Source organism: Maritimibacter sp. DP1N21-5 (assembly GCF_019218295.1).
In the GTDB taxonomy this organism is placed as follows: domain Bacteria; phylum Pseudomonadota; class Alphaproteobacteria; order Rhodobacterales; family Rhodobacteraceae; genus Maritimibacter.
Genome location: NZ_JAHUZF010000004.1, coordinates 368,721 through 394,179, shown reverse-complemented (window position 1 = coordinate 394,179; position 25,459 = coordinate 368,721). Strand labels below are relative to the sequence as shown.

At 65.9% G+C, this 25,459-nt stretch carries 29 protein-coding genes; 12 read left to right on the top strand and 17 right to left on the bottom strand.

Annotated features, from left to right (window positions below; genetic code table 11):
- Nucleotides 1-15: 15 nt before the first annotated feature.
- Nucleotides 16-804, top strand: coding sequence for an enoyl-ACP reductase (locus tag KJP29_RS06445; protein ID WP_218462737.1), 789 nt, complete (start codon nucleotides 16-18; stop codon nucleotides 802-804).
- A gap of 28 nt (nucleotides 805-832) precedes the next feature.
- Here KJP29_RS06445 and KJP29_RS06440 read toward each other — a convergent pair whose 3' ends face one another.
- Nucleotides 833-1,399: a hypothetical protein gene (locus KJP29_RS06440; protein ID WP_218462736.1), complete on the bottom strand. Its 567-nt coding sequence runs from the start codon at nucleotides 1,397-1,399 to the stop codon at nucleotides 833-835.
- A gap of 352 nt (nucleotides 1,400-1,751) precedes the next feature.
- Between KJP29_RS06440 and KJP29_RS06435 the strand changes: the two genes are divergently transcribed.
- The 7 genes from KJP29_RS06435 to KJP29_RS06405 all read left to right on the top strand — a co-directional run bounded on the left by KJP29_RS06435 (nucleotide 1,752) and on the right by KJP29_RS06405 (nucleotide 7,884).
- Nucleotides 1,752-2,441 (top strand): haloacid dehalogenase type II, encoded by a 690-nt coding sequence (locus KJP29_RS06435; protein ID WP_218462735.1) that lies wholly within the window; start codon nucleotides 1,752-1,754, stop codon nucleotides 2,439-2,441.
- On the top strand, nucleotides 2,438-3,259 hold the full coding sequence (locus KJP29_RS06430) for an alpha/beta fold hydrolase (protein WP_218462734.1): 822 nt from the start codon (nucleotides 2,438-2,440) through the stop codon (nucleotides 3,257-3,259). The genes KJP29_RS06435 and KJP29_RS06430 overlap by 4 nt, the downstream gene beginning before the upstream one ends.
- A complete protein-coding gene (locus KJP29_RS06425; RefSeq protein ID WP_218462733.1) occupies nucleotides 3,256-4,218 on the top strand; it encodes a threonine/serine dehydratase in 963 nt (320 codons plus the stop codon). Before KJP29_RS06430 ends, KJP29_RS06425 begins: the two co-directional genes overlap by 4 nt.
- A complete protein-coding gene (pcaD, locus tag KJP29_RS06420) occupies nucleotides 4,218-5,012 on the top strand; it encodes a 3-oxoadipate enol-lactonase (RefSeq protein WP_218462732.1) in 795 nt (264 codons plus the stop codon). The genes KJP29_RS06425 and pcaD overlap by 1 nt, the downstream gene beginning before the upstream one ends.
- Nucleotides 5,012-5,725: an alpha/beta fold hydrolase gene (locus tag KJP29_RS06415; RefSeq protein ID WP_218462731.1), complete on the top strand. Its 714-nt coding sequence runs from the start codon at nucleotides 5,012-5,014 to the stop codon at nucleotides 5,723-5,725. Before pcaD ends, KJP29_RS06415 begins: the two co-directional genes overlap by 1 nt.
- 81 nt (nucleotides 5,726-5,806) lie before the next feature.
- Entirely contained in the window at nucleotides 5,807-6,898 is a 1,092-nt protein-coding gene (locus KJP29_RS06410) for a Zn-dependent alcohol dehydrogenase (RefSeq protein WP_218462730.1), read from the top strand.
- A gap of 281 nt (nucleotides 6,899-7,179) precedes the next feature.
- Nucleotides 7,180-7,884: a Crp/Fnr family transcriptional regulator gene (locus KJP29_RS06405; protein WP_218462729.1), complete on the top strand. Its 705-nt coding sequence runs from the start codon at nucleotides 7,180-7,182 to the stop codon at nucleotides 7,882-7,884.
- 16 nt (nucleotides 7,885-7,900) lie between these two features.
- Here the strand turns inward: KJP29_RS06405 and KJP29_RS06400 are convergent, their stop codons facing one another.
- Together KJP29_RS06400 and KJP29_RS06395 are read right to left on the bottom strand one after the other, a co-directional pair.
- Nucleotides 7,901-8,323 carry a hypothetical protein gene (locus KJP29_RS06400; RefSeq protein ID WP_218462728.1) on the bottom strand — a complete coding sequence of 141 codons (423 nt, stop codon included), beginning with the start codon at nucleotides 8,321-8,323 and terminating at the stop codon, nucleotides 7,901-7,903.
- Entirely contained in the window at nucleotides 8,320-8,553 is a 234-nt protein-coding gene (locus tag KJP29_RS06395) for a YdeI/OmpD-associated family protein (protein ID WP_218462727.1), read from the bottom strand. The genes KJP29_RS06400 and KJP29_RS06395 overlap by 4 nt, the downstream gene beginning before the upstream one ends.
- A 52-nt stretch (nucleotides 8,554-8,605) precedes the next feature.
- Between KJP29_RS06395 and KJP29_RS06390 the strand changes: the two genes are divergently transcribed.
- The gene (locus tag KJP29_RS06390) at nucleotides 8,606-9,301 is read left to right on the top strand and encodes an NAD-dependent deacylase (protein WP_218462726.1); all 696 of its coding nucleotides are present in this window, start codon (nucleotides 8,606-8,608) and stop codon (nucleotides 9,299-9,301) included.
- Between the two features lie 38 nt (nucleotides 9,302-9,339).
- Here the strand turns inward: KJP29_RS06390 and KJP29_RS06385 are convergent, their stop codons facing one another.
- The 14 genes from KJP29_RS06385 to KJP29_RS06320 all read right to left on the bottom strand — a co-directional run bounded on the left by KJP29_RS06385 (nucleotide 9,340) and on the right by KJP29_RS06320 (nucleotide 23,346).
- Nucleotides 9,340-9,873, bottom strand: a complete 534-nt coding sequence (locus KJP29_RS06385) for a copper chaperone PCu(A)C (RefSeq protein ID WP_218462725.1) — start codon at nucleotides 9,871-9,873, stop codon at nucleotides 9,340-9,342.
- 36 nt (nucleotides 9,874-9,909) lie between these two features.
- The gene (locus tag KJP29_RS06380) at nucleotides 9,910-10,248 is read right to left on the bottom strand and encodes a hypothetical protein (protein WP_218462724.1); all 339 of its coding nucleotides are present in this window, start codon (nucleotides 10,246-10,248) and stop codon (nucleotides 9,910-9,912) included.
- A 120-nt stretch (nucleotides 10,249-10,368) separates the two neighbouring features.
- Nucleotides 10,369-10,656: a 50S ribosomal protein L28 gene (gene rpmB / locus KJP29_RS06375; RefSeq protein WP_218462723.1), complete on the bottom strand. Its 288-nt coding sequence runs from the start codon at nucleotides 10,654-10,656 to the stop codon at nucleotides 10,369-10,371.
- A gap of 238 nt (nucleotides 10,657-10,894) precedes the next feature.
- Nucleotides 10,895-11,824, bottom strand: a complete 930-nt coding sequence (locus tag KJP29_RS06370; protein WP_218462722.1) for a glyoxylate/hydroxypyruvate reductase A — start codon at nucleotides 11,822-11,824, stop codon at nucleotides 10,895-10,897.
- Entirely contained in the window at nucleotides 11,824-12,969 is a 1,146-nt protein-coding gene (rodA, locus tag KJP29_RS06365; protein ID WP_218462721.1) for a rod shape-determining protein RodA, read from the bottom strand. Before rodA ends, KJP29_RS06370 begins: the two co-directional genes overlap by 1 nt.
- Complete coding sequence (mrdA, locus tag KJP29_RS06360) at nucleotides 12,966-14,909, bottom strand: penicillin-binding protein 2 (RefSeq protein ID WP_218462720.1); 1,944 nt, start codon at nucleotides 14,907-14,909, stop codon at nucleotides 12,966-12,968. The genes rodA and mrdA overlap by 4 nt, the downstream gene beginning before the upstream one ends.
- Nucleotides 14,906-15,445 carry a rod shape-determining protein MreD gene (locus KJP29_RS06355; protein WP_218462719.1) on the bottom strand — a complete coding sequence of 180 codons (540 nt, stop codon included), beginning with the start codon at nucleotides 15,443-15,445 and terminating at the stop codon, nucleotides 14,906-14,908. Before KJP29_RS06355 ends, mrdA begins: the two co-directional genes overlap by 4 nt.
- Nucleotides 15,442-16,428 (bottom strand): rod shape-determining protein MreC, encoded by a 987-nt coding sequence (gene mreC / locus KJP29_RS06350; RefSeq protein WP_218462718.1) that lies wholly within the window; start codon nucleotides 16,426-16,428, stop codon nucleotides 15,442-15,444. The genes KJP29_RS06355 and mreC overlap by 4 nt, the downstream gene beginning before the upstream one ends.
- Before the next feature lie 41 nt (nucleotides 16,429-16,469).
- Complete coding sequence (locus tag KJP29_RS06345) at nucleotides 16,470-17,507, bottom strand: rod shape-determining protein (protein WP_218462717.1); 1,038 nt, start codon at nucleotides 17,505-17,507, stop codon at nucleotides 16,470-16,472.
- A 174-nt stretch (nucleotides 17,508-17,681) separates the two neighbouring features.
- The gene (locus KJP29_RS06340) at nucleotides 17,682-19,718 is read right to left on the bottom strand and encodes a M3 family metallopeptidase (RefSeq protein ID WP_218462716.1); all 2,037 of its coding nucleotides are present in this window, start codon (nucleotides 19,716-19,718) and stop codon (nucleotides 17,682-17,684) included.
- A 57-nt stretch (nucleotides 19,719-19,775) separates the two neighbouring features.
- Entirely contained in the window at nucleotides 19,776-20,819 is a 1,044-nt protein-coding gene (locus tag KJP29_RS06335; protein ID WP_370630842.1) for a ThiF family adenylyltransferase, read from the bottom strand.
- 9 nt (nucleotides 20,820-20,828) lie between these two features.
- Nucleotides 20,829-21,296 carry a dUTP diphosphatase gene (gene dut, locus KJP29_RS06330; protein ID WP_218462715.1) on the bottom strand — a complete coding sequence of 156 codons (468 nt, stop codon included), beginning with the start codon at nucleotides 21,294-21,296 and terminating at the stop codon, nucleotides 20,829-20,831.
- Nucleotides 21,293-22,489 carry a bifunctional phosphopantothenoylcysteine decarboxylase/phosphopantothenate--cysteine ligase CoaBC gene (gene coaBC / locus KJP29_RS06325; RefSeq protein WP_218462714.1) on the bottom strand — a complete coding sequence of 399 codons (1,197 nt, stop codon included), beginning with the start codon at nucleotides 22,487-22,489 and terminating at the stop codon, nucleotides 21,293-21,295. Before coaBC ends, dut begins: the two co-directional genes overlap by 4 nt.
- Before the next feature lie 71 nt (nucleotides 22,490-22,560).
- Nucleotides 22,561-23,346 carry a ChaN family lipoprotein gene (locus tag KJP29_RS06320; protein ID WP_218462713.1) on the bottom strand — a complete coding sequence of 262 codons (786 nt, stop codon included), beginning with the start codon at nucleotides 23,344-23,346 and terminating at the stop codon, nucleotides 22,561-22,563.
- A gap of 74 nt (nucleotides 23,347-23,420) precedes the next feature.
- Between KJP29_RS06320 and cobU the strand changes: the two genes are divergently transcribed.
- From cobU to KJP29_RS06305, 3 genes are read left to right on the top strand one after another with little or no spacing between them, the layout of a single operon-like run.
- Complete coding sequence (gene cobU / locus KJP29_RS06315) at nucleotides 23,421-23,960, top strand: bifunctional adenosylcobinamide kinase/adenosylcobinamide-phosphate guanylyltransferase (RefSeq protein ID WP_218462712.1); 540 nt, start codon at nucleotides 23,421-23,423, stop codon at nucleotides 23,958-23,960.
- Nucleotides 23,957-24,529, top strand: a complete 573-nt coding sequence (locus KJP29_RS06310) for a histidine phosphatase family protein (RefSeq protein WP_218462711.1) — start codon at nucleotides 23,957-23,959, stop codon at nucleotides 24,527-24,529. The genes cobU and KJP29_RS06310 overlap by 4 nt, the downstream gene beginning before the upstream one ends.
- Before the next feature lie 57 nt (nucleotides 24,530-24,586).
- The gene (locus tag KJP29_RS06305; protein ID WP_218462710.1) at nucleotides 24,587-25,459 is read left to right on the top strand and encodes a glutathione S-transferase; all 873 of its coding nucleotides are present in this window, start codon (nucleotides 24,587-24,589) and stop codon (nucleotides 25,457-25,459) included.

The following is a 25,459-nucleotide window of genomic DNA, read 5'->3' as shown; positions in this document are numbered from 1 at the left end:
ATCAGGAGTGGGGCAATGGCGGACTGGATGAAGGGCAAGCGCGGCCTGGTCATGGGGGTCGCCAACGACCGTTCGATCGCATGGGGCATCGCGCAGGCCATGGCGGCCGAGGGGGCGGAGCTTGCCTTCTCCTATCAGGGCGACGCCTTCGGCAAACGGGTCGAACCGCTCGCCGCGTCGCTCGGGTCTGATATCCTCGTGGACATGGACGTGACCAACGACGAAACCCTCGACTCGGGCTTCGCCGCGCTTTGGGAGCGTTGGGATCGCATCGATTTCCTCGTTCACGCCATCGCCTACTCCGACAAGACGGAACTCACGGGCCGGTTCCTCAACACCTCGCGGTCGAATTTCAAGAACTCGTTGGATATCTCCTGCTACTCGCTGATCGAAGTCGCGCGGCGGGTCGAACCGAAAATGACCGACGGCGGCTCGATCATCACGCTGACCTATGGCGGGTCGAACCGGGTCACGCCCTACTACAACGTCATGGGCGTGGCGAAAGCCGCGCTGGAGGCGACCGTGCGCTACATGGCCAACGACATGGGGCCCCAGAACATTCGCGTGAATGCCATCTCGCCGGGGCCGATGAAAACGCTCGCCGGCGCAGCCATCGGCGGTGCGCGCAAGACCTTCCGCCACACCGAGGCCAACAGCCCGATGCGCAAAAACGCCACGCTGGAGGCAATCGGCGGCACCGCCGTCTACCTCTGCTCCGACTATGGCGCCTGCACGACCGGCGAGATCATCACGGTCGACGCCGGTTTCCACGTGCTGGGCATGCCGCAGCCCGAACACCTCTGAGCTCAGGTCCAAGAGTGACAGGCGACGGTCAGCCCCGCCGTTTCGCGTTCACGGGCCGCGTGTCGTCGCGGCCCTCGGTGATCCGGTAGCGCGAGCGCGACCAGCGACCATCGAAGTCGGTCTCGTCGCCGTAGTCCATGAAATCGTCGTAATACTGGTGCCGCCCCTCGGCCCGGTGCTCGTGCTTGATCGGGCACCAATAGGCTTCGGTCCGCGCGGCGACCTCGGTCGCATAGGCGAGCACGCCGTTGCCATAGCCGCAATACAGGCAGTTGAGTTTCTGAAACGGGTTGAGATAGGGCAGCCGCCCCCGGTCGACGACCACATACTCCCGCCGCCGCACCATCGGGATGCGGTAGATCGGGAAACAGATCCACATGTAGAGCGTCACGAAAAGGTCGAGAACCACGAAGGCGAAAAAAACCGAGTAAATCACTGGCAACGTCGCAATGACTAGCGGGTTAAGGCCCCGCATGTATTCGCGGATCGCGTGCATCCGGTCGGAGGTCTCATTCAGGGCTTCTTCGGTCCGGGCCCGGCGCGCTGCCACCCGGTTCTGCACACGCATCAGAAAATCGTCGAACGTCATCCGCATTTAATGCCCCATGAGACTGTTCAAAAAATTAGTATTGCGCAGGAAAACGTCAAGTCTGCTGAACGTTTTGTTTCCAAGACAGATACGCTCCGTTTCCGCCATAATCGTTGCCCGAGTCCGCGCATTTGCGGCATGAACAAGGCACGGACCGCGCGTTGATCCCTCCGACGATCTCGCCGCGCGGTCCCCTGTGAACCCGGCTCGCCGTGGTGTGGTCGTCGCTGTGAACGACCCGGGGGAACCCCGAGACCCACCACGGCTGCGCCTTTCGACAGGGACGCTTCGACCGGCGCGGCCTGCTCTTTCCCTTCCCCTCCCGGCGTGACAGTCTGCCCCGAAAACGGGAGGACACATGCCGATCACCACCTGCGTCTTCGATGCCTATGGCACGCTCTTCGACGTGGCCGCTGCTGCACGCGAGGCGGCGAGCGAGCCGGGTACCGGCAAGCTCGCCGAGGTCTGGCCAAGGCTCGCGGCGGACTGGCGGCGAAAGCAGCTCGAGTATTCGTGGCTCCGGGCGATCACCGGCGAACATGTGAGCTTCTGGCAGGTGACGCAGGACGGGCTCGACTGGGCGCTCGAGGCGCAAGGGATCGCGGGCGACGCGGACCTTCGCGAACGCCTCCTCGCGCTTTACTGGGAGCTTTCCGCCTATCCCGAGGTGCCCGGCGTGCTGGCTGCGCTGAAGTCCAGCGGCCTGAATGTCGCGATCCTGTCGAACGGCTCGCCCGACATGCTCCAGGGGGCCGTAGACAGCGCCGGCATCGGCGAATTTCTGGACGACATCCTCAGCGTGGAAAGCGTGGGCATCTTCAAGCCCGCAGCACCTGTCTATGACATCGTAACCAAGCGCTTTAACTGCCCGCGCGACGCCGTGCTCTTCGTGTCGTCGAACGGCTGGGACGCCTCCGGCGCGGCGGGGTTCGGCTTCTTCACCGCCTGGGTGAACCGCGCGGGCGAGCCGATGGACCGGCTGGGCCACCCGCCCCATGAAATGATCACCGACCTCACCTCGATCCCCGACATAGCGAGCGCCATATGACCCGTTTCACCGCCCCCGATGGCACCCAGATCGCCTATACCGACGAGGGAGAGGGCCTTCCCCTCATCGCGCTCTCGGGCCTGACCCGCAACGGGCGCGACTTCGATTTCCTCGCTCCGCATCTGTCCGGCGTGCGCCTGATCCGCCCCGACTATCGCGGTCGTGGACTTTCGGGACTCGCCGCGTGGGAGACCTATGCCGTGCCGCAGGAATCCGGGGATGTGGTGGCGCTCATGGATCATCTCGGGATCGAAAAGGCTGCCTTTCTTGGCACCTCGCGGGGTGGGCTCAACGCCATGCTCCTTGCCGCGACCCAAAGCGCGCGGGTGATCGGCGTCTGCCTCAATGACGTGGGGCCGGTTGTGGAACGCGCCGGGCTCGAAGCCATCGACAGCTATATCGGACGCAACCCCAAGGCCCGCACTCTGGACGAGGCCGCCGAGATCCGTGCGCAGACCGCCAAGGGCTTTGCCGGCGTGCCGCACGCGCGCTGGCGGGAAGAAGTCGAGCGCAACTACATCGAAACGCCCGAGGGGCTTCGCATCAACTATGATCCGGCGCTGCGCGACAGCTTCCTTGCCTCCATGGCCGCCGATACCCCCGATCTCTGGCCGCTCTTCGACGCGCTGGCAGGCAAGCCGCTCGCCGTGATCCGGGGCGAGAACTCCGATGTGCTGTCGGCGGCGACACTGGCCGAAATGCAGGCCCGGCGCCCCGACCTTATCGCCGCCGTGGTGCCGGATCGGGCGCATATCCCCTTCCTCGACGAACCCGAGGCCGTGGACGCCATCACCCGCTGGCTGGAGGCTTGCCGTTGAACATCGACATGATCCGCGCGGCCCGCAGCCGCCTGTCCGGCCACGCCCGCGTGACACCGCTCCTGTCCTCGCCCTTTCTGGACGAGCTTGCGGGACGGCGCATCCTCGTCAAACCCGAGTGCCTGCAACACACCGGCAGCTTCAAGTATCGCGGGGCACGAAACGCGCTCGCGGCCCTTGAGCCCGAGACACGCGCCCGGGGCGCCATCGCCTTTTCCTCCGGCAATCACGCGCAGGGCGTCGCGCTCGCCGCGCGGGAATTCGGTGTTCCGGCCGTCATCGTGATGCCCGCCGACGCCCCGGTGCTGAAGCTCGCCAACACCCGGGGGTTCGGGGCCGAGGTCGTCACCTTCGACCGCGCGACAGAGGACCGTGACGAGATCGGGGAACGACTGTCGCGCGAACGGGGCCTTAGCCTCGTGAAACCCTTCGACGAACCCGAGGTGATCGCCGGCCAGGGCACCGTTGGGCTCGAAATCGCCGAGCAGGCCGCCGACCTCGGCGTGACCCGGGCGCAGGTCGTCGTCCCATGCGGTGGAGGGGGGCTCACGTCCGGCATCGCGCTTGCGCTCGCCGATACCGCGCCCGGAATGACCGTCCACCCCGTCGAGCCCGAAGGTTTCGACGATGTCTCCCGGTCCCTCGCTTCGGGTCGGCACGAGGTGAACTCCCGCCTCTCCGGCAACATCTGCGACGCGATCATCACGCCAAGCCCCGGAAAGCTGACCCTGCCGATCATGAGCGCCCATTGCGGCCCCGGCATCACCGTGACCGAGGACGAGGCTCTCAAGGCCATGGCGCAGGCCTTCCTCAGGCTCAAGATCGTTCTGGAACCCGGTGGTGCAGTGGCACTCGCGGCGGCACTTTCAGGGAAATGCGAGTCGGAGACGGTGATCGCCGTGGCGAGCGGCGGCAACGTTGACCCGACGATCTTTGCCCAAGCCATGGCGACGCTCTGATGCCCTTCGCAGCGCTCGGCGACATTCTTACCCATTACCGCGAGGATGGGCCCGAGGATGGGCCCGTGCTCGCCTTCGCCAATGCGCTCGGCACCGAGCTTTCGATCTGGGACGATGTGGTCGCGCGACTTCCGGACGGGCTGCGCGTCATCCGCTACGACATGCGCGGCCACGGCCAGACCTCGGTGCCCCCTGGACCCTACTACATGGGCGACCTCGTGCAGGATGCCGGGCGGCTCTTCGATCATCTCGGTGCACGCGAGGTGGTCATGGTCGGCCTTTCCATCGGCGGCATGGTGGCGCAGGGGCTGGCCGCCGAACGGCTCGATCTGATCCGCGCGATGGTGCTGTCCAACACCGCCTCCAAGATCGGCACCTCCGAGATCTGGCAGGACCGTATCGCACAGGTTCGCGACGGCGGGATCGAGGCGGTGGCCGATGCGACGATGGAGCGTTGGTTCCCCCGCGCGACCCGCCGCACGCATCCCGGCCTCGTGGCCCGCGCCCGCGCCATGCTGGTCGCGCAGGACCCCGAGGGCTTCATGGCCTGCGCCGCCGCGATCGGCGAGACCGACCTTTACGAGTCGACGGCGCGGCTGACCCTCCCCACCCTCGGAATCGCGGGGAGCGAGGATGGCTCGACACCCACCGACCTTGTGCGCGAGACCACGAGCCTCATCAAAGGCGCGAAGTTCGAGATCATCCGGCGCGCGGGCCACGTGCCCTGCATCGACCAACCTGAAACCTATGCGGCGGTCCTGACCGCCTTCCTGACCGAGATCGGACACATCTGATGGCGCGCTTTCTCCTCATTCATGGCTCGAACCACGGCGCATGGTGCTGGGAGGCCGTTGTTCGAAACTTGCAAGAACTCGGCCACGATGCGCTCGCCATCGACCTTCCCGGGGCAGGATCGGACAAGACCCCGCTCGAGGAGGTGACGCTCGCCTCCTATGCTGACGCGGTTCTGGGCGCGGTGGACGGGCCGACGATCCTCGTCGCGCATTCGGCGGGCGGCTTCGCGATCACCGAGGCGGCCGAACGCGATCCGTCGAACATCGAGGGGCTCGTCTATGTCACGGCCTATGTGCCTGCCCCGGGAAAGTCGCTGGTCGCAATGCTGAAGGAGGCGCCCGAACAACCGATGCGCAACGCTTTCGAGCTGCGCGAGGATCGCGTCGCCTTCCGGTTCAAGGACGACTTCGTTGCCGGACCGATGTATGCCGATTGCCCGCCCGGCACCGCCGACCACGCGGCCCCGCGCCTGAGCTGGCAACCCTTCGCGCCGCAGACCACGCCCGCGACGCTCACCGGCGCGTCGGACCACCTGCGCAAGCTATATGTCTTCTGTGACGAGGATCGGGGCATCCCGCCCGCCCATCAGGAACAGATGGCGGCGGGCTTCCGCGAGGACGAAAGCGTGCATCTGCCCTCAGGCCATTCGCCCTTCTTCCAGATGCCCGAAACGCTCGCCCGCACGCTCGCGGACTTCGCGGACGCAACGTAAACAGACCGCGGGCTTGTCCGGGCGCGCATGACGCGGCAAGACAAAAATGAAACACGGTTTCGCACGCTCGGGAGGGATACCATGGACAAGATCAAGGCCGCCGTCTGCCACGCCTTCGGGGAACCCCTCGTCATCGAGGAGATCTCGATCCGCCCGCCCGAGGCCGGCGAGGTCGAAGTCGAAATCCACGCCGTCGCGATCTGCCAATCCGATATATCCTTCGCCGAGGGCGGCTTCGGCGGCCCGCTTCCCGCCGTCTACGGACACGAAGCGGCAGGCATCGTGTCCAGGGTCGGCCCCGAGGTCCATGGCATCGCGCCCGGTGACCGGGTCGTCGTGACCCTGATCCGCGCCTGCGGCCATTGCCCCTCCTGCCAGACCGCGCGTCCCGTCACCTGCGAAACGCCCTATGACGGCCTTGATCAAGGTCCCCTCACGACTGGTGACGGCGCCCCGGTCTATCAGGGGCTTCAGACCGGTGCCTTCGCGGAACGGGTCGTCGTGCTGGCCAGTCAGGTCGCGAAAATCCCCGACACCGTGCCCATGGACTCGGCCGCGCTCTTGGCCTGCGGGGTGATCACCGGCATCGGGGCGGTCGTCAATGTGGCCAACATCCGCCCCGGGCAAACGGTCGTCGTGATCGGCGCGGGCGGTGTCGGGCTCAATGCCATTCAGGGGGCCCGCATTGCCGGCGCGGCCCGGATCATCGCCGTTGACATGACCGAGGAAAAGCTCGCCATGGCGCGCGACTTCGGTGCCACGCATGGCGTCCTTGCCTCGGAGGAAAAGCCCTGGTCCGCGATGAAGAAACTCAACGGCGGGCGCGGGGCCGACGCGGTCTTCGTCACCGTGGGCGCGGCGCCTGTCTATGACGCGGCGCCGCGTTACCTCGCCCCGGGCGGCAACGTGATCATGGTCGGCCTGCCCCATGCCACGGCCAAGGCGAGCTATTCCCCGCTTGGCATGGGCAACGCGGCGCAGGGTATCCTTGGCACCATGATGGGCAACACCGTCATCGCCCGCGACATCCCGTGGATGGTCGATCTTTACGAACAGAAGCGACTGAAGCTCGACGAACTGATTTCGAATCGCTTCCCCCTCGACCAGATCAACGAGGCCATCGCCTCGACGAAATCCGGCAGCGCCAAGCGGAACGTCATCGTCCTGAAGTGACCCCGCGCCGAGAGGGGCGAAACGCCTGTCACCGGGTAATTTTTTCTCTCTGCGGGCCGGTGCAACCGGCCGCTCCTCCCCCCCGAGGGTGGCCGGTGAAGCGACCAGCCAGGGTTCAAGACGCTTGCTTCCGTGGCGAGACGGGCGAACAATGAACCAGTTCGAATATTTCAGAATATTTTTTTGACCGCGGGGCGGACGGGACATCCCCTCCTGCATGACGTTTCGTTTCGGCCGTTTGGCTGCACACCCGGGCGCCCTGCCCCTTGAAAGCTCAATCGATGTGGCAGCTAACCATCTTCGACTGGTCGGGCATCCTTTCTGTCATGCTCGCCGTTCTCGCCTACGGCCTGCTCCAGACCGGCTATATTCGCGGCACCGGGAGCATCTACCCCGGCCTCTACCTCATCTCCGCCCTGCTCATGCTGGTGAGCCTCTGGAAGGACTGGAACGCCGCGGCCTTCGTGGTCGAGGTGATCTGGATCGTAATCTCGGTCTATGGGCTCGTGCGCACCTTTGTCCTGACGACGCGGGCCGACTTCTCGGACGAGGAGATGACACTGATCTCCGACGGCCTGCCGAATATGGCGCGCCCGACCGCGCGGCAACTTCTGAACAAATGCACCTGTGTCGATGCCGCCCCGGGCACGCTTCTGACCGCCGAGGGCACGCCCGTCACCCATCTGCATTTCATCGTCGAGGGCGCGGCGCGGGTCCTGTCGGACGGATCCGTCGTCGGCACGATCAACCGTGGCTTCATCGGCGAAATGGAGGTGATGGAAGCGGCCCCCGCCTCGGCCACGGTCGAGATCGTCGAAGCCGCGCGCATCTACAGCATCGCCGGCACCGTCCTGCGCGCGCTCACCGAGCGTGACGATGAATTCGCCCATGTTCTTGGCCGCCATCTCGCCGAAAGCACGCGGCGCAAGCTCATCGACGCGAACGCCCGCCTCGCGGCGCATGAAAAACGCAACGTGGCGGCCTGACCCGGCGCCGGATGCCTCAGCGCAGGTGCCCCCGGCTCGCCATCGCGCGCGCATAGATCCAGAGCCCAGCCGCGATCAGGATCAGCACCGAAGAGAAGGCGAGCGGCGTCGGTGACACGACGTCTGCGGCCTCGCCCACGGGCAGGCTCAGGGAATAGCCGGTCGTCACGAGCACCCCGATCAGGGACAGCACAAAGGCCAGCACAGCGAAACGCGATCGCGCCAGAAGCAGCACCGAGCCCAGGAGCGCGCCCCAGACGCCCAGCGCATAGGCGAGGCTCACCCAGACGGGCAGCGTGTCGAACCAGGAGACCTGGGCCGACGACAGCGCTTCCGTATAGGCCGCGATCTGCAGCCGCGATACGACGTAGATTCCGGCGCCCACCGCGTTCCACAGGAGCGACAGCCAACCCACGACCCGAAGGTGCCACGGCGTCATCCCCGGCCTCCGTTCCACTGCATCTTCATGTAGACACCTCCCCGCGCCAACTCGTCCAGCATCTGCGCCACTCGTTTCTCCCGCGTCTCGGCCCGTTTCGCGCGACAGATCCAGCCGAGATAGTCGTTCCGCTGGTAGTCCGGGCGCCCGTCATAGGCCGCGCGCAGCCCGCCGAGCTCCAGCCGCGCGGCGATGTGCTCCGGCAATTCGTGGCGCTCACGCTTCAACATGAAGCCAGCCTTGCCGCTTGACGGCCATGGGTCAAGCAGACAGCGTGCCGACATGAAACGCATCGTCATTCTCACCGGCGCGGGCGTGTCCGCCGAAAGCGGCCTTGGCACCTTTCGCGACAAGGACGGGCTCTGGACGAAATACGACCTCAACGAGGTCGCGACGCCCGAGGGATTTGCCCGCAACCCGGTGTTCGTCCACGACTTCTACAACGCCCGTCGCGCCAATTGCCGGGGGGCGGAACCCAATGCGGCCCACCGCGCGCTCGCCCGGCTGTCCGCGGCGGTTCCCGGTCAGGTCACGTTGGTCACACAGAACGTCGACGACCTGCACGAACGCGCCGGCGCGGTGGGAGTGATCCACATGCACGGTATGCTCGACGGGGCGCTCTGTGCCTCCTGCGATCATCGCTGGCGCGCGCAGGCGGTCATGTCGCCCGTGGATGCCTGTCCCGCCTGCGGAATGCTGGCGGCGCGGCCTGATATCGTCTGGTTCGGGGAAATGCCCTATCGGATGGACGAGATCTACGAGGCGCTTCTGATGGCCGATCTCTTCGTCGCCATCGGCACCTCTGGCAACGTCTATCCGGCGGCAGGCTTCGCCGCTGAGGCACGGGCGAACGGGGCCGAAACGCTGGAGCTGAACCTCGAACCCACCGAGGGTCGCCGCGCCTTCGACGCGGGCCGCTACGGTCCTGCGAGCAGCGTCGTTCCGGCCTGGGTCGATGAGGTTCTGTCGCGGGTCTAGGGGGCACGACCTCCTCGCGCCCCCTTCCCGGTGCGGGGTCAGTTCCCGGCAGGCTTGTTCATGCCGCCCTGGTTCATGCCACCGTGGCCACCATGGTTCATCATGCCGCCGCCCATTTCGTCCGGTTTGCGGTCATTGTCCACGGGGATCTCGACCACGACCTCGCCGGCCTGTTCGAAGACCAGCGTCACCGCGACAGTCTCGCCGTTCTCGAAGCCGTCGCGCAGGCCCATGAACATGACATGGTCTCCGCCACGTTGCAGAACATGGGTGCTACCTGCCGCGACGGGGAAGCCTTCTTCGACTTCAACCATCTTCATGACCCCTTCGCTGTCGGCGATATGCGTGTGAAGCTCGACCCGCTCGGAGACATCCGACTTCGCGCCGATCAGGCGGTCGTCCGTGTCCCCGGTGTTCGAAATGACGAAGAAGGCCGCGCCGGCCATGGCGTTCATGCCGGCGGCCCGTGCGTAAGCGTCTTCGATGGCGATGATGCTGTCCGCGCGGGCCGGCAGCACGGCGGCGGACAGGGCGAGAGAAGCCGCAGCGGCGGCCAGGAGAGTGCGTTTCATGGATGTTTTCCTGTGTTTGATCTGAAAGCGGAACGTTCAGGTCGTCACAGGCGGCCCCCGTGCCGTAGGGGTCAGTTCATGGCGTGCAACATGAAGGATCGGCGCAGGGCTTTCGACGCTGGCAACCAACCGCTCGAAGGGGCGCGGCAGGTCGGGCAGGACGAAAGCAGCCGCAAAGACGGAGCTGCCATCCGGACAAGGCTCTTTCGTCTCGATCAGTTCGCCATCGGGTCCAATGGTGATGGTCGTCATCCCGACGCCCGAACAGATCACGATCTCGGCGCCGATGTCATGGTTCGCCCCTCGCGCATCGGCGAGGATCACGCCAGACAGCGCGATGAGGCAGGACAGAACAAAGGCGAAAGTCGCACGCATGGTGCCGATCTATCCGCACACCCCGGACCCGGCAAGGCGTCACGTGGTCGCGGAAGGCCCCACGACAAACGAAAACGGCCCCACCGAAAGGCAGGGCCGCTTTGCGTAATCTAGCTGAAATCAGGCCGAGGCTTGTGCCTTGGCGATTTCTTTCTTCACTTTCAGAGCGCGGTCCGAAAGCTCGCTGTCCTTCGCCTTGGCAAGGAAAGCGTCAAGTCCGCCACGGTGGTCGACCGAACGCAGCGCCGAGGCCGAGATGCGCAGCTTGACCGGACGACCCAGCGTCTCGGAAACAAGCGACACGTCGTTCAGGTTCGGCAGGAACCGGCGGCGGGTTTTGTTGTTGGCGTGGCTCACGTTGTTGCCCGTGGCCGGCCCTTTACCAGTCAGTTCGCAGACGCGCGACATGGGTTCATTCCTCATCTTGGCGGCAGTTTCCGGGGGGTTTGGCGCCCGCCCCGACTTGCCAGTCAATACAAACGGGCGCCGCACAGGCAGCGCCCCGAATTCCGTTCGCGGGCAATAGGCCCTTTTTTATGGCCCGTCAAGTGAGTCGCCCCGGAAAGCCGGGCCTTGCCGATCGCCCATGTCCACAGCCCGGCGGCGCCGGGGAAGAGCGGCGTTCCCCCGCCCGTGAAGGGCCCCCTCAATACCCGCGTGTCCGGTCGACGAGGTGAAGCACCGGTTCCCCAGCCTCGGAACGGCGGATGTTTTCGGCCACAACGCGGGCGGCCGCATCGGGTCGGGTTTCCGAGGCGATATGAGGCGTGATCGTTACGCCGGGGTGGGTCCAGAAGGGATGGGCGGCGGGCAGCGGCTCGGTCTTGAATGTGTCGAGGGTGGCATGGGCGATATGGCCCCTCTCCAGCGCCGCAAGCAGCGCATCCTCGTTTATGAGGGCACCGCGACCGGGATTCAGGATGACCGCGCCTCGTGGCAGGGCGGCCAAGGTGTCGGCGTTCATAAGATCGGTCGTCACGGGTGTGGCGGGGAGGAGCAGGACGAGGATCTCGGCTTCCACCAAGGCCGCTGAAAGCCCAGCCTCGCCGTGGTGGCAATTGACCCCTGGAAGCGCCTTCTCCCTGCGGCTCCAGCCGGAAACGCGAAACCCGAGGGTCACCAGCGCGGCGGCGCAGGCTGCACCAAGCACGCCAAGCCCCAGGATCGTCACCCCGCGATCGGCGGCAAGGGGGGGCACCCTCTGGTCCCAGTGCGGGTCCTTGGCCGTGATATAGCGGTCCATCCCGAGGTGGTGGCGCAGGACATGGCCCGTGACCCATTCCACCATGCCTTCGGTCAGTCCCCCGCCCACCATGCGGGCATAAGGCTGGGTCAGGCTGCGATTCTCGATGATACTCTCCACCCCGGCCCAAAGCCCCTGGACAAGCTTCGTGGACGTATAAGGCGAAAGGTCCACAGGACCGCCGCCGGGCGCGTAAATCACGTAATCCACCGTCTCCGGGGCGTGATCGGTGGCCAGCGCCGCCTCGATCCCCGCCTCCTCAAGCGCGGCCTCGAGCGCGGGGGTCCAGACCGGCAGGGCGGCAGGCTTGAGGAGCAACTGGACGCGCAGCATCACTTCTGGCGCGGGCGGTGGACGTGGGCCGACTGGACGAGGCCGAAGCCGATCAGGAGGATCATCATGGCCGAGCCACCATAGCTTACCAGCGGCAAGGGCACACCGACGACCGGGGCAAGGCCCATAACCATCGACATGTTGACCGCGAAGAAGAAAAAGAAGGTCGTCGCGATGCCAAGCGTCAGGAGCGAACCGTAGCGGTCGGAATTGCGCACGGCGGAGACGATGCAGAAGATGATGATGGCCAGATAGACGGCCAGGAGCGACACCGCGCCGATAAAGCCGAATTCCTCGGCCAACGTGGTGAAGATGAAGTCGGTGTGTTTCTCGGGCAGGAAGTTCAGCCGGGACTGCGTGCCCTGCATGAACCCGCGCCCGGACCAGCCGCCGGAGCCCAGCGCGATCTTCGACTGGGTGATATGATAGCCCGCGCCAAGCGGGTCGGACGAAGGGTCGAGGAAGGTGTCGATGCGGCGATACTGGTAGTCCTGCAGAAGCTGCCAGGGGGTTCCGCGCGACGAAAAGACAGCGGCGACAAGGCCCACGCCCGCCCCGCCCACGACGATGAAATAAAGGATATGGACGCCTGCGAGGAACATGAGAACGGCCCCGCCCCCCATGAGCAGGATCGCGGTGCCGAGATCGGGCTGGCGCAGGGTGAGATAGGTCGGAAACAGGATCATGACCACCGGGATCAGCACCCAGAGCGGGCGCGAGACCTTGTCGACGTCGAGCCAGTCGTAATAGGCGGCGAGCACCATCACGAGGGTGATCTTGGTCAGCTCGGACGGCTGAAGGCGCAAGGGGCCCAGGTCGATCCAGCGCTGCGCGCCCATCCCGACCTCGCCGAAGAACTCCACCGCGATGAGAAGCACGACCGAAACGAGGAAGGCCATCGCCGAGAGGTTGCGCCAGAACCAGATCGGCACCATCGCGACGAAGAACATGAGGACCAGCGAGACGCCGAAACGCTTCATCTGGGGCTCGGCCCAAGGGGTCCATGACCCGCCCGCGACCGAGTAGAGCATGAGGAACCCGAAACTGGCCGCCGCACAGATCAGCAGCACCAGCACCCAGTTGATATAGAGCACCTTGGACAGGCCGGTGGGCGTGAACTTGACGTTGTATTCTAGGAAACTCATGCGCGGCTCCGGCCTTCCGAGGGGGCGAGCGGTTCGCGCAGGGTCATTGCTTCGAAGCGGGAGCGGATCGTGCCGCGCTGCGAGCTTGGATAGGCGTCGAGCGGCGGGATGTCGTCGTAGAGCGCGGCCAGCATGATGTCGCGGGCGATCGGCGCAGCGGCAGTAGAGCCGCCCATGCCGTGCTCGACCACGACGGAAACGGCGAGTTCGGGGGCCTGGGCCGGCGCGTAGGCGACGAAGAGCGCGTGATCGCGCCGCTCCCACGGCAGGTCTTCGTTGCGGGTCACACCGCGCGCACGTTCGGCGGCGGTGATGTTGCGCACCTGCGAGGTGCCGGTCTTGCCGGCCATCTGGAGACCTTCCGCGACGATCCGGCTGCTGCCGGCGGTGCCGCGATTGCCGTTGACGACCTCGTACATGCCCTGTCGGACGGCCGCGAGGTTGTCAGGGTCGATGTCGAGCGGCTCGGCCCCGAAGACCGGCTGTTCGACGCCGTCGATGGATCGGACGAGACGCGGCAGGATCGCGTTGCCGGACGCGATGCGCGCCGACATGACGGCGAGTTGCAGGGGCGAGGTCAGCACGAAGCCCTGCCCGATGGAGGCGTTGATCGAGTCGCCAACCACCCATTCGGCGCCGCGTACTTCCTGTTTCCAGGCCTTTGTCGGAATGAGTCCTTCGGCCACCGCCGAGAGCGGCAGGTCGTGGCGGATGCCAAGACCCAGTTTCTTGGCCATGACCGCGATATTGTCGATCCCGACCCGCTGGGCGAGTTCGTAGAAGTAGACGTCGCAGCTTTCCTTGAGCGAACGGACGAGGTCCACACGCCCATGGCCGCCCCGGCTCCAGCAGTGGAAGCGGCGGTTGGACACTTCGAGATAACCGCGACAGGTCACGGTCTCGTTCAGGCTGATCACCCCGGCCTCGAGCGCGGCGAGCGCGGTGACCATCTTGAAGGTGGAGCCCGGCGGATAGGTGCCCTGCGCCGTCTTGTTGGCAAGCGGGCGATAGGGGTCCTCGAGCAGCGCGTTGTAATCGCGCGAGGAAATCCCACGCACGAATTTATTCGGATCGTAGGAGGGCGCGGAGGCGATGGCGAGGATGTCGCCGTTGCGGGTGTCCATCACCACGGCGGCAGCACTTTCGCCGGCGAGCCGCGCCTCGGCGAAGTTCTGGAGCGCATGGTTCACGGTCAACTGCACGTTCGCGCCGGGTTCGCCCTCTTCCCGGCTCAATTCGCGCATGACCCGGCCCACGGCATTCACCTCGATCCGCTTGGTGCCGGCCGAGCCGCGCAGTTCCGCCTCGAGCTTGTTCTCGACCCCGGTCTTGCCGATCTGGAAGCGCGGGATCTGAAGCAGCGGGTCGGGGTTTTCGAGCAGGCTCAGGTCATAGTCCGACACCGGTCCCACGTAGCCCACCACATGGGCGAAGTCCGCACCGAGCGGGTAGATCCGCGACAGGCCCATCTCGGGGGAGATGCCCGGTAGCGCAGGCGCGTTGATGGCGACCTCGGAGATATCCTCCCAGCTGACCCGTTCCGCGACCGTCACCGGCACGAAGGGCGAACGGCGGCGCATTTCCTCGAGCGCCTTGGCCCGGTCCTCGGGCGGCAGCCAGATGAGTTTCGCCAGCCGGTCGAGCACCGCTTCCGGGTCGTCGGCATCCTCGCGCACCAGAACGATGGAGTAGTTCTGTTCGTTACCGGCCAGCAGCACGCCCTTGCGGTCAAAGACGAGCCCCCGCGCCGGTGGGATCAGACGCATGTTGATGCGGTTCTCGTCGGCGAGCATGCGGTATTCGTCGGCCTGATCGACCTGCATGAAGCGCATCCGACCGACCAGAACGGCCGCCATGGCCACCTGCGCGCCGCCCAGCAGAAGGCCGCGACGGGTGATCTTTTTTTGACTCTTCTCTGTATCGACCGGGGTGCGTCTCATATCGTGCGCGCCTCCTGATCGTAGTCCCCGGGTTTCACCTTTTCGATGCGGAAGCCAAGGATCGAGACGCCCACGGCGATGGGATAGAAAACGACCGTCATCACGAGGGACAGGACAGACAGCCCGAAGGAGGTCTGCGGCACGAAGAAGACCCCGAGGATCACCCGCTCCAGAAGAATCATCGCGGTGAAAATGACGGCCACGGTGCCCCATTCGACCACGAAAGGCTGCTTCGTCAGGAGCGCCTGCCGCGAGCGCAATTGTTCGAGCCCGATGATGGTGAGGAACGGCGCGAGCCCGGGCGGGGCCAGCGATAGCATGTCGGCCACGACGAGCACGGCAGCAACCAGAAGCACCGGCACATAGTCCGGGCGGCGCACTGTCCAGGCAAAGGCGAAACACAGGATGAGGTCCGGGGGCGGGAAACTCGCTGCACCAGAATGAAGTGGCAGCATGCGGGTGAAGATGATCACCGCGCAGATGCCCAGAAAGAGCAGCGTGAAAAGAAACCTGCGCAGCGTGAAGGGGTCGATCATTGCCCCACCTCCGCGCTTTGGTCAGGCATGTCGATGTCGGGCGGACAGGTGGCGGGCCGCTCCGCACCCTGGGCCAGATCCAGGCATTCCGCCGGGATGCCCTCGGCCACCGGGGCAAGCACCGGGTTCATGACAAGAAGCGCACCGGTGTCCGTGACCGCTTCGCCGGGGTGCGAGCGCAGCACGCGCAAGAATTCGAGCCGCTGGTAGTCGGCGGCAAGACGCACGCGCAGGCGGCGGTCCTTGCCCTGCACCACTTCGCCCACCAGAAGCCCCGCCGGAAAGACGCCGCCGTCGCCCGAGGACAGCACGCGGTCACCGGGACGCACGAGATCGGTGTTCTCGACGAACTCAAGCGGCGGGGCGACGGAGTTATCGCCGGAGAGGAGCGCGGTCTGACCCGAGGGCTGGATCGTCACCGGGATCGAAGAGTTGGAGTCGGTGAGAAGGATCACCCGCGCGGTCCGCTCGCCCACACCGGCGATGCGACCGACAAGCCCGAGCCCATCCATGGCGGCCCAGCCGTCCACGATCCCGTCGCGCGCGCCCACGTTCAGAAGCACCGATTGCCGGAAGGGCGAGCCCGAGTCCGCCAGCACGACGCCCGTCACGTAGGAGAGCCGCGCATCCATCCGCACGTTGTTGAGGTCGCGCAGTTTGGCGTTTTCCTGTTCGAGCTGAAGCGCGGCTTCCTTCCAGGCCTGCATCTGGCGCAATTCGCGGCGCAGTTCCTGGTTCTGGTCATAGATCCGTCCGTAGCTCTGGAAGCCTTCAACCATGTCGGCCGCCTTCGACACCGGCACCAGCGCCCATTCGAAGCTGGGCACGACCTTGTCCACGAGGTTCGCGCGGAAGCGTTCCACGCGCGGGCTGTCGATGCGCCACAGCAGGAACATCGCAAATAGCACGAAGAGAGTCAGGCCGATCAGGATGCGCCTGACCGGGCCAACGTAGTCTTCGTTGCGTGTCCTCGAACGTGCCAAGGTTCCCCCCGCAGGATGGGGCCAGCCCAGTTTGACTGTGCTTAACTGTCGTAGTCGATAACGTGACGCAGTTGCTTTTCGTATTCCAGTGCCTTGCCGGTCCCCAGCGCAACACAATTGAGCGACTCGTCGGCGACCGAGATCGAAAGCCCGGTCTGTTCGCGCAAGGCAAGGTCGAGCTCGCCCAGAAGCGCGCCGCCCCCGGTCAGCATGACGCCCCGGTCCACGATGTCGGCAGCAAGGTCGGGCGGCGTGGTTTCGAGCGCTGTCATCACGGCTTCGCAGATCTGCTGCACGGGTTCGGACAGCGCCTCGGCCACTTGGGCCTGGCTGATCTCGAGTTCTTTCGGCACGCCGTTCAAAAGGTCGCGGCCCCGGATCGTCATCGACGCGCCGCGCCCGTCATCGGGCATCCGCGCGGTGCCGATCGAGGTCTTGATCCGCTCGGCGGTCGCTTCGCCCACGAGCAGGTTATGCTGGCGGCGCAGGTAGTTGACGATGGCCTCGTCCATCCGGTCGCCACCGACGCGCACGGACCGCGCATAGACGATGTCGCCCAGCGACAGAACGGCCACCTCGGTCGTGCCGCCGCCGATATCGACGACCATCGACCCGGTGGGGTCGGTGATCGGCATGCCTGCCCCGATGGCGGCTGCGATGGGTTCCGCAATCAGCCCGGCGCGACGCGCACCGGCGGAGAGAACCGACTGGCGGATGGCGCGTTTTTCGACGGGAGTCGCGCCATGCGGCACGCAGACGATGATCTTCGGCTTCGAGAAGGTCGTGCGCTTGTGCACCTTGCGGATGAAGTGCTTGATCATCTCTTCTGCGGTGTCGAAGTCGGCGATGACACCCTCGCGCATCGGACGGATCGCCTCGATCGAGCCCGGCGTCCGACCCAGCATGAGCTTGGCGTCCTCACCGACGGCGAGCACTTTCTTCACGCCGTCCTTCACGTGATAGGCGACGACGGAGGGTTCGTTCAGGATGATCCCCCGGCCCTTGACGTAGACGAGCGTGTTCGCCGTCCCGAGGTCGATTGCCATGTCGGAAGAAAATAGTCCCGAAAACCCAGCCATATTGCCGCTGCCTTGTGCCTGCCCGGATGCTTACCCGTGGTCCCAATACCCATCGCCCGAGACTCGCCCGGGTGGTCGGGGCCTTATATTGGCGCTTGCCTGCCAGTGAAAGGGGGGCGGCACGCGAGGTAAGCACAAAATCGCGCAAAACTTCCGCCGTTCCCCTGCGTCGCTTCATTCCGCCGCGATCAGCCCGCGTCCTTTGAGCAGGGCGTCGACGTCGGGCATCTTGCCACGGAATCGCAGGTAAAGCTCGGCCGCGTCCACCGACCCGCCCCGCGAGAGAATGTGATCCTCGAGCTTGCGCGCCGTGTCCGTGTCGAAGGCGTCGCCGGTTTCGCGGAAGGCCTCGAAGGCGTCGGCGTCCATCACCTCGGACCACATGTAGCTGTAGTAGCCCGAGGAATAGCCGTCGCCCGAGAAGACATGGGCGAAATGCGGCGTCGCGTGTCGCATGCGGATCGCGCGGGGCATTCCGATCTCTTCGAGCACCTCGGCCTGTTTCTGCATCGGATCGGCGGGCGCGGGGCCTTCGTGGAAGGCCAGGTCCACGAGCGCCGAGGCGACGTATTCCACGGTGTTGAAGCCCGCGTCATAGGTGGCCGCGCCGATGAGCCGCGCGAGCAGGTCCTCGGGCATCGCTTCGCCCGTCCCGGCGTGGGTTGCGAACTCGGCCAGCACGTCAGGCACTTCCATCCAGTGTTCGTAAAGCTGCGAGGGCAACTCTACGAAATCGCGGGCGACCGAGGTCCCGGACACCGTTTCATAGGTCACGTCGGAGAGCATCTGGTGAAGCGCATGGCCGAACTCGTGGAAGAGCGTGCGCGTGTCGTCCCAAGACAGAAGCGCCGGTTTGCCCGCCTCTGGTTTGACGAAGTTGCAGACGTTCACGACCACGGGCCGGGTCTCGCCGCCCAGCTTCTTCTGGCTGCGCATGGCCGAACACCAGGCCCCCGAGCGTTTCGAGCCACGCGCGAAGTAGTCACCCAGGAACACCGCGATATGCTCGCCGTTGCGCGTGACCTCGAAGGCTTTGACGTCGGGGTGATAGGTCTCGATGTCAAGCGGTGCGAAGTTGAGGCCGAAGAGCCGGTTGGCCACGGTGAAAGCCGCTTCGATCATCCGGTCGAGCTGCAGGTAGGGCTTGATCTCGCCCTCGTCGAGCGAATGCTCGGCCTGCCGCCGTTTCTCGGAATAGTAATGCCAGTCCCAGGGTTCCAGCGGCCCGGTCTGGCCGTCGGCGTGGAGCATCTCCTCGAGCACCTTGGCGTCAGCCTCGGCCGCGGCGCGCGCCGGGGTCCAGACGTTCATGAGAAGCGCGCGCACGGCCTCCGGCGTGCCCGCCATTTCGGTTTCGAGCTTGAAAGCGGCAAAGCTCGGGTAGCCCAGGAGCCGGGCCCGTTCCTCGCGCAGCTTCAGGGTCTCGGCCGCGATGGCCCGGTTGTCGGTCTTACCGCCGTTTGCCCCGCGCGAAACAAAGGCCTCATATGCGCGTTTACGAAGCTCACGCTTCGGCTGGAACATCAGAAACGGCGTGATAAGGGACCGCGACAGCGTGACGACCGGACCGCCGGCGCCCTTGTCCTCGCCAGCCGAACGCGCCGCATCCTTCAGGAAATCGGGCAGGCCCTTGAGGTCGTCCTCGGCCAATTCCATGAACCACGACCGTTCGTCAGCCAGAAGGTTCTGGGTGAACTCCGTGCCGAGCGTTGCGAGGCGCTGCATGATCTCGGCATAGCGCTTCCGGTCGTCGCCTTCCAGGAGTGCCCCGGATCGCACGAAGCCGCGCCGGGTGAGCATGAGCACGCGCGCCTGCTCGTCATCGAGCGGCAGCATGTCGCGTTCCTGCCAAAGCGTTTCGATCCGGGCGAAGAGCGCCTCGTTCATCGAGATTTCCGACGAGTAGGCGGCGAGCTTGGGGGAGAACTCGCGTTGCAGTTCCTCGCGCCGCTCGTTCGCATCGGCCCCGGCGAGGTTGTAGAAAACGCCCAGCACCTTGGACAGGGTTTCGTCGGCCTGCTCCAGCGCCTCGATGGTGTTCTCGAAGGTGGGGCTGTCTTCGTTCTCCGTGATCGCGGCGATATTGGCGCGCGCCTCGATCAGTGCCGTTTCAAGCGCGGCTGGGAAATCGTCGTCGGAGATCGCGGAGAAGGGCGCGAGGGCAAAGGGCCCGGTCCAGTCGGAGAGAAGCGGGTTCGTCGTGTCGGTCATGGAGGTCTCCTTTGCACCAGAGCTAGGGGCGCGGGCGGCCCGCGTCCAGTGCCCGGGTCAAACCGTGTCCCGCGCGCCGCCGCAAACGGGGCAATCGGCGCGCGGCTTCACCCGGATAATCCGTGTGTCGGCGTAAAGCGCGTCATAGATGAGCAGGCGACCGCCAAGCCCTTCGCCCGCCCCGGTGATATGCTTCACCGCCTCGACCGCCATCATCGACCCCATCACGCCGGGCAGCGGTCCGATCACGCCGGCCTCGGCACAGGAGGGCGCAAGTCCGGGGGCTGGAGCTTCGGGGAAGACGCATTGGTAACAGGGCGCGCCGGACGCCGGATACCAGAGCGAGATCTGCCCTTCCCACTGGGTAAGCGCCGCGCCAATGACAGGTTTGTGCAAGGCGGCAGCGGTCGCGTTCACCAGATAGCGGGTCTCGAAGTTGTCCGATCCTTCGAGGATCAGGTCATAGTCTTCGAACATTTCGGTGGCGATATCCGGAGTCAGGCGGCGATTGTAGGGCCGGATCACGACATTCGGGTTCTGCGCGCGCATGGCGGCTTCGGCGGAGAAGACCTTGGGCGTGCCGATGTCCTGATCGCGGTGGATGACCTGTCGTTGCAGGTTGGCGTTGTCGACGGTGTCGTCGTCGATCACGCCGATGGTGCCCACGCCGGCCGCCGCCAGATAGAGAAGCACGGGCGAGCCAAGCCCCCCTGCCCCGACGACCAGAACTCTGGCATCCTTAAGCGCCTTCTGCCCCGGACCACCGACTTCGCGCAGCACGATATGACGGGCGTAGCGGTCGAGCTCGGTGTCCGAGAACGGCCCCTGCTCTGCCTGCGGCGCGGGTTTGACGCGGGCGCGCAAGGCGCCAAGGCCCCGGTTATATCCCGCGATCACGATGAGGATGGCGGCGAGCGTGGCCCAGCCCGCGAAAGTGCCTCCGAAGAGCCGAGGGAGCGGATTGTCAGGCGGCAGGATTGCGTGGGCGAGAAGCACAGCGGCGAGCAATATCCAGATCATAACCCAGCGGCGACCGGTGGGCACCGACAACAGGTGACCGGTCCCCCAGATCGCGACGACGGCAAGAAGGACGAAGATCACGACGCGCCCCTAGCTTCGGCCTGTCGAGCCGAAACCGCCGTGGCCACGCGCGGTGTCGTCCAGGCTCTCGGCGATGGCGAAGGACGCTTGCACCACCGGGGCGATCACCGCCTGCGCGATGCGGTCGCCGTGATGGAGCGTGTAGGGCTCGGTCCCGATATTGACCAGAAGCACGCCCAAGGGCCCGCGATAATCGCTGTCGATGGTGCCGGGCGTGTTGGGCAGTGTGATCCCGTGCTTGAAGGCGAGGCCGGAGCGCGGGCGGATCTGCATCTCGAAGCCCTCGGGAATGGCGACACGCAATCCGGTCGGGATGATCCGGCGCTCGAGCGGGGCGAGCGTGATCCCCGATGCCCGGTCCCCCGACGGCAAGTTCGCGCGCAGATCGGCCCCGGCGGCGCCGGTAGTTTCGTAGGACGGCAAGGCGATCTCGGGGTCGGCCCAGTCTTCGCGGACGACTAGAACACGGGGCGTCATGCGAGCGCCTCGGCGATCCGGGCGGCCAGCTTGCGTGCCACCTCGTCCTTGCCCATGCGCGGCCAGACGTCGGCGCCATCCTCGGAAATCAAGGTCACCGCGTTTTCGGTTCCGCCCATGATCCCGGTCGCGGGCGAGACGTCATTGGCGACGATCCAGTCGCAACCCTTGCGCTTGCGCTTGGCGGTGGCGTGGGCCTCCACATCGTCAGTTTCAGCGGCGAAGCCCACGACGAGCCTCGGGCGGCCTTCGATCATCTGCGACACCGTGGCGAGGATGTCAGGATTCTCGGCGAAATTCAGGACCGGCAGACTACCACTCCCGTCCTTCTTGATCTTCGACGTCGCTTCCGACGCCACTCGCCAGTCGGCCACGGCAGCGGCAAAGACGGCGGCATCGGCGGGGAGCGCCGCCTGAGTGGCGTCGAGCATCTCGCGCGCGGTCTGGACCTTCACGACTTTCACGCCTTTGGGCGGCGGCACGTCGGCGGGACCGGTGACGAAGGTCACGCGCGCGCCAAGCCCGGCCAGAGCGGCCGCGATGGCGGTGCCCTGTGCGCCGGAGGAGCGGTTCGCGATGTAGCGCACCGGGTCGATAGGCTCATGGGTCGGGCCGGAGGTGACGAGGACGTGCTTGCCCTTGAGCGGCCCCTCCATCAGCGCCGCGGCGATGTCGTTGGCGATCTCGTCGGGTTCGACCATGCGTCCGGGGCCGTATTCGCCGCAGGCCATGGCGCCTTCGGTCGGCCCCGCGAAGATCACGCCGTCGGATAGAAGCGTCGTCACGTTGCGCTGGGTCGCGGGATGTTCCCACATCCTGACGTTCATCGCGGGTGCAACCAGCACCCGTTTGTCGGTAGCCATGAGGATGGTCGAGGCAAGGTCATTGGCGAGCCCGTTCGCCATTTTCGCCAGGAGGTCGGCGGTGGCGGGGGCGACGACGACCAGATCGGCATCGCGGGACAGCTCGATATGGCCCATCTCGGCTTCGTCGGTGAGCGAGAAGAGATCGGTATAGACCTTTTCGGCGGAGAGCGCCGAGGCGGAGAGCGGCGTCACGAATTCCTGCCCCGCCTGCGTGATCACTGGCACCACGCTCGCCCCGCGTTCGCGCAGCATGCGGATCAGCGTCAGCGCCTTGAAGGCCGCCACCCCGCCGCCGATGATCAGGAGAATGCGTTTGCCAGCGAGCATGTCCGTTCCTTCGGGTCCAATCGGAACAAAGTGTTACGGGGCGCAGGCGGGTTGGGCAATGGCCCTTGGCTTCATTCGAAGGCCTTGCAGGGGTCCTCGCGCGGCGCGGCGGGCGCATCGAGCGTGGTATCGAAGCCCCCATCGGGGGTGCCCCCGTCTTCGCCCTGCCCAAGGGTGACGACGGTCAGCTCCGGCGCGACGCGGGCGATGTAGGCGGGCACGCCCCAGTCTTCACGGGCATGACCATTGCCGGTGATCACCGCGACCGGTCCGCCGGTTTCGGCCTGGGCCACGATGGCCGCCTGTGCCAGCGTCGCATCGCGCAGGCGCTGGATATCGACCATTCCGGGCAGGAGATCGGGCGGCAGCATGCCACAATGCGCCTCCATCTGAAGGTTCAGACGCGCGGCGAGTTGCTCTTCGTCGAGCGGTTCGGTCAGACCGAAGAGGTCGGCGGCGTCCCCGAAGGCGGCGGCAAGGCCGTTCTCCAGCACGGCACTTGTCCGGTCTCGGGGCACAGCCGCGCCCACGAACCAGGAGCCGCGCGCAGCGGTGAAGACCGGGTAATACATGTCGAAGTCCGGCCAGCCCGACTCGGCCCAACCGAGCGCCTCGCCCAGCGCTTCGGCGTCATCGAGAAGTGCGTCGGTGATCCGGCCCGCCTGTTCGATGGTCAGCATCTCGAAGACCACGGCGCGAGGCTCGATGTCGATGATCGCCTCCGCCTGTGCCTCGTGATGCGCAGGGTTATCGTGCACCTCGCCCAGAATGAAGATGTCGCCCTCAACACCCTCGAGGGGGCCGCCTTGAGCGGTAAGCGGCAGGAGGGCGGCAAGACAGGCGAGGATTTTCCACATGGGCGCACTGTGGCGTGGCGCCAGGGGGCGGGCAAGTGCTTCCCCTACACGTTTGCGGGTGCTAGCACACCGAGATGACCATCACGCTTCCCCAGTTCACACTCGTCATCGGCGGCGCGGCCTCCGGCAAGTCGCTGTTCGCGGAACGGCTCGTTGCGGCGACCGGCAGGCCACTGGCCTATGTCGCCACGGCAGAGGCGCATGACGAGGAAATGCGCCTGAAGATCGCAGCCCATCAAGCCCGACGCAACGCCGACTGGCACACGATCGAGGCGCCCCGCGACCTTGGCGCAGCGATGGAGGCGGCGGAAGATCGCGTGGTGCTCATCGACTGTTTCACGCTGTGGCTCACCAACCTGATCCTTGCCGAGGAGGATCTGGTAAATGCCGAAACCCGCGCCCTTCGCGAGATTGCCGCCGCATCCGGCCCGGTTGTCGGTGTCACCAACGAGGTGGGTGCCGGCATCGTGCCGGAAAATGCGCTCGCCCGGCGGTTCCGGGGCGCGCAGGGGCGGCTCAACCAGACGCTCGCGGCCCGTGCCGGGCTCGTGGTGACGGTGATGGCGGGGCTGCCGCTCGTGCTCAAGGGCCAGATGCCCGAGGGGTTTCAATGAGGCGCTTCTGGTGGGTGCGCCACGCGCCGACGCATCAGAAGGGCATGGTCGGCTGGTCCGATGTGCCCGCGTTTCTGGAAGATGCCGAACTGATCGGACGGGTTTCCGCGCATCTGCCGGCCGCGCCAGTCATCTCGTCTGACCTCCTGCGTTCGGTCGCGACGGCCGATGCACTCCAGGGACCGAGGGTGCGACTGCCACACGACCCCGGCCTGCGAGAACTCAACTTTGGCACCTGGGAACTGCGCACCGCCGCCGAGGTCGAGGCCGAAGCGCCCGAGGCGATCCGGTCCTTCTGGGACGACCCGACCAACAATCGCCCGCCGGAGGGCGAAAGCTGGGACGAGATGCGCGACCGTGTGGGGGCCGCGGTGGACGGACTGATGGCGCGCACATCGGGTGACCTGATCGTCGTGGCACATTTCGGGGCCATTCTGGGACAGGTGCAACGCGCGCGCCGTTGCGGCGTGCAGGAGGTGCTGGCCCAGAGGATCGACAACCTCTCGGTCACCTGCCTCGCCTTCGACGGGCGCGACTGGCATGCCGAGGCGGTCAATCACATTCCGTGATACGCCCATAACGAAGGATCGTTGGGCGGGTCGTGCCAAGGCGACTAATCTGGTCGCATGAGCTACGATCTTTACATCGGTGACAGAACCTTTTCGAGCTGGTCCCTGCGCGGCTGGCTCATGTTCGTGAAATTCGGCCTTCCGGTGCGCACGCATCTGGTGGGCCTCTATGACGGAACCATGGCCGAAGATCTCGCCCGCCTCGCCCCGGCCCGCTTCGTGCCCTGCATGACAACGCCCGAAGGCATCGTGGTCGGCGACACAATGGCGATGGCGGAAACGCTGGCCGAGACCCACCGCGATGTGGCGTTCTACCCGGAAGAGCCGGCCGCCCGGGCGCTCGCGCGTTGGATGGTCGCGGAAATGCATTCCGGCTTCGCGGCACTCCGGGGAGAATGCCCGATGCAGCTTCTGCACCAGTTCGCGGGGTTCGAGGTATCGGAGGCCGTTCGCGGCGACCTCGACCGGATCGAGACGCTCTGGGCGCTGGCTCGTTCGCGGCATGGGACGGTGGGTCCGTGGCTCTTTGGCGACTACTCGCTCGCGGACGTGTTCTTCGCGCCGGTCTGTGCCCGGATCGCGGGATACGGGCTTTCGGTCGGAGCCGAGGCGCAGGCCTATGTGGATCAGGTGCTGAAGGACGCGACCTTCCGGCAATGGCGGGCTATGGGGCTCTGCAAGACCTATGACCCCCTGCCCTATGCGCGCGACCTGCCCACCCGCGACTGGCCAGGACCCGCGTCCTTGGTCGCCCACAAGGCGGAGGGACCTTCGGTCAACACCGACTGCCCCTATTCCGGTGATCCGGTGACGGATTTCCTCTCGCTCGACGGTGTAACCTATGGGTTCTGCAATCCGTTCTGCCGGGACAAGACCCTGCACGACCCGGCGGCCTGGCCCCGGTTCTTGGCGCTGGTGGAGGGACGTTAA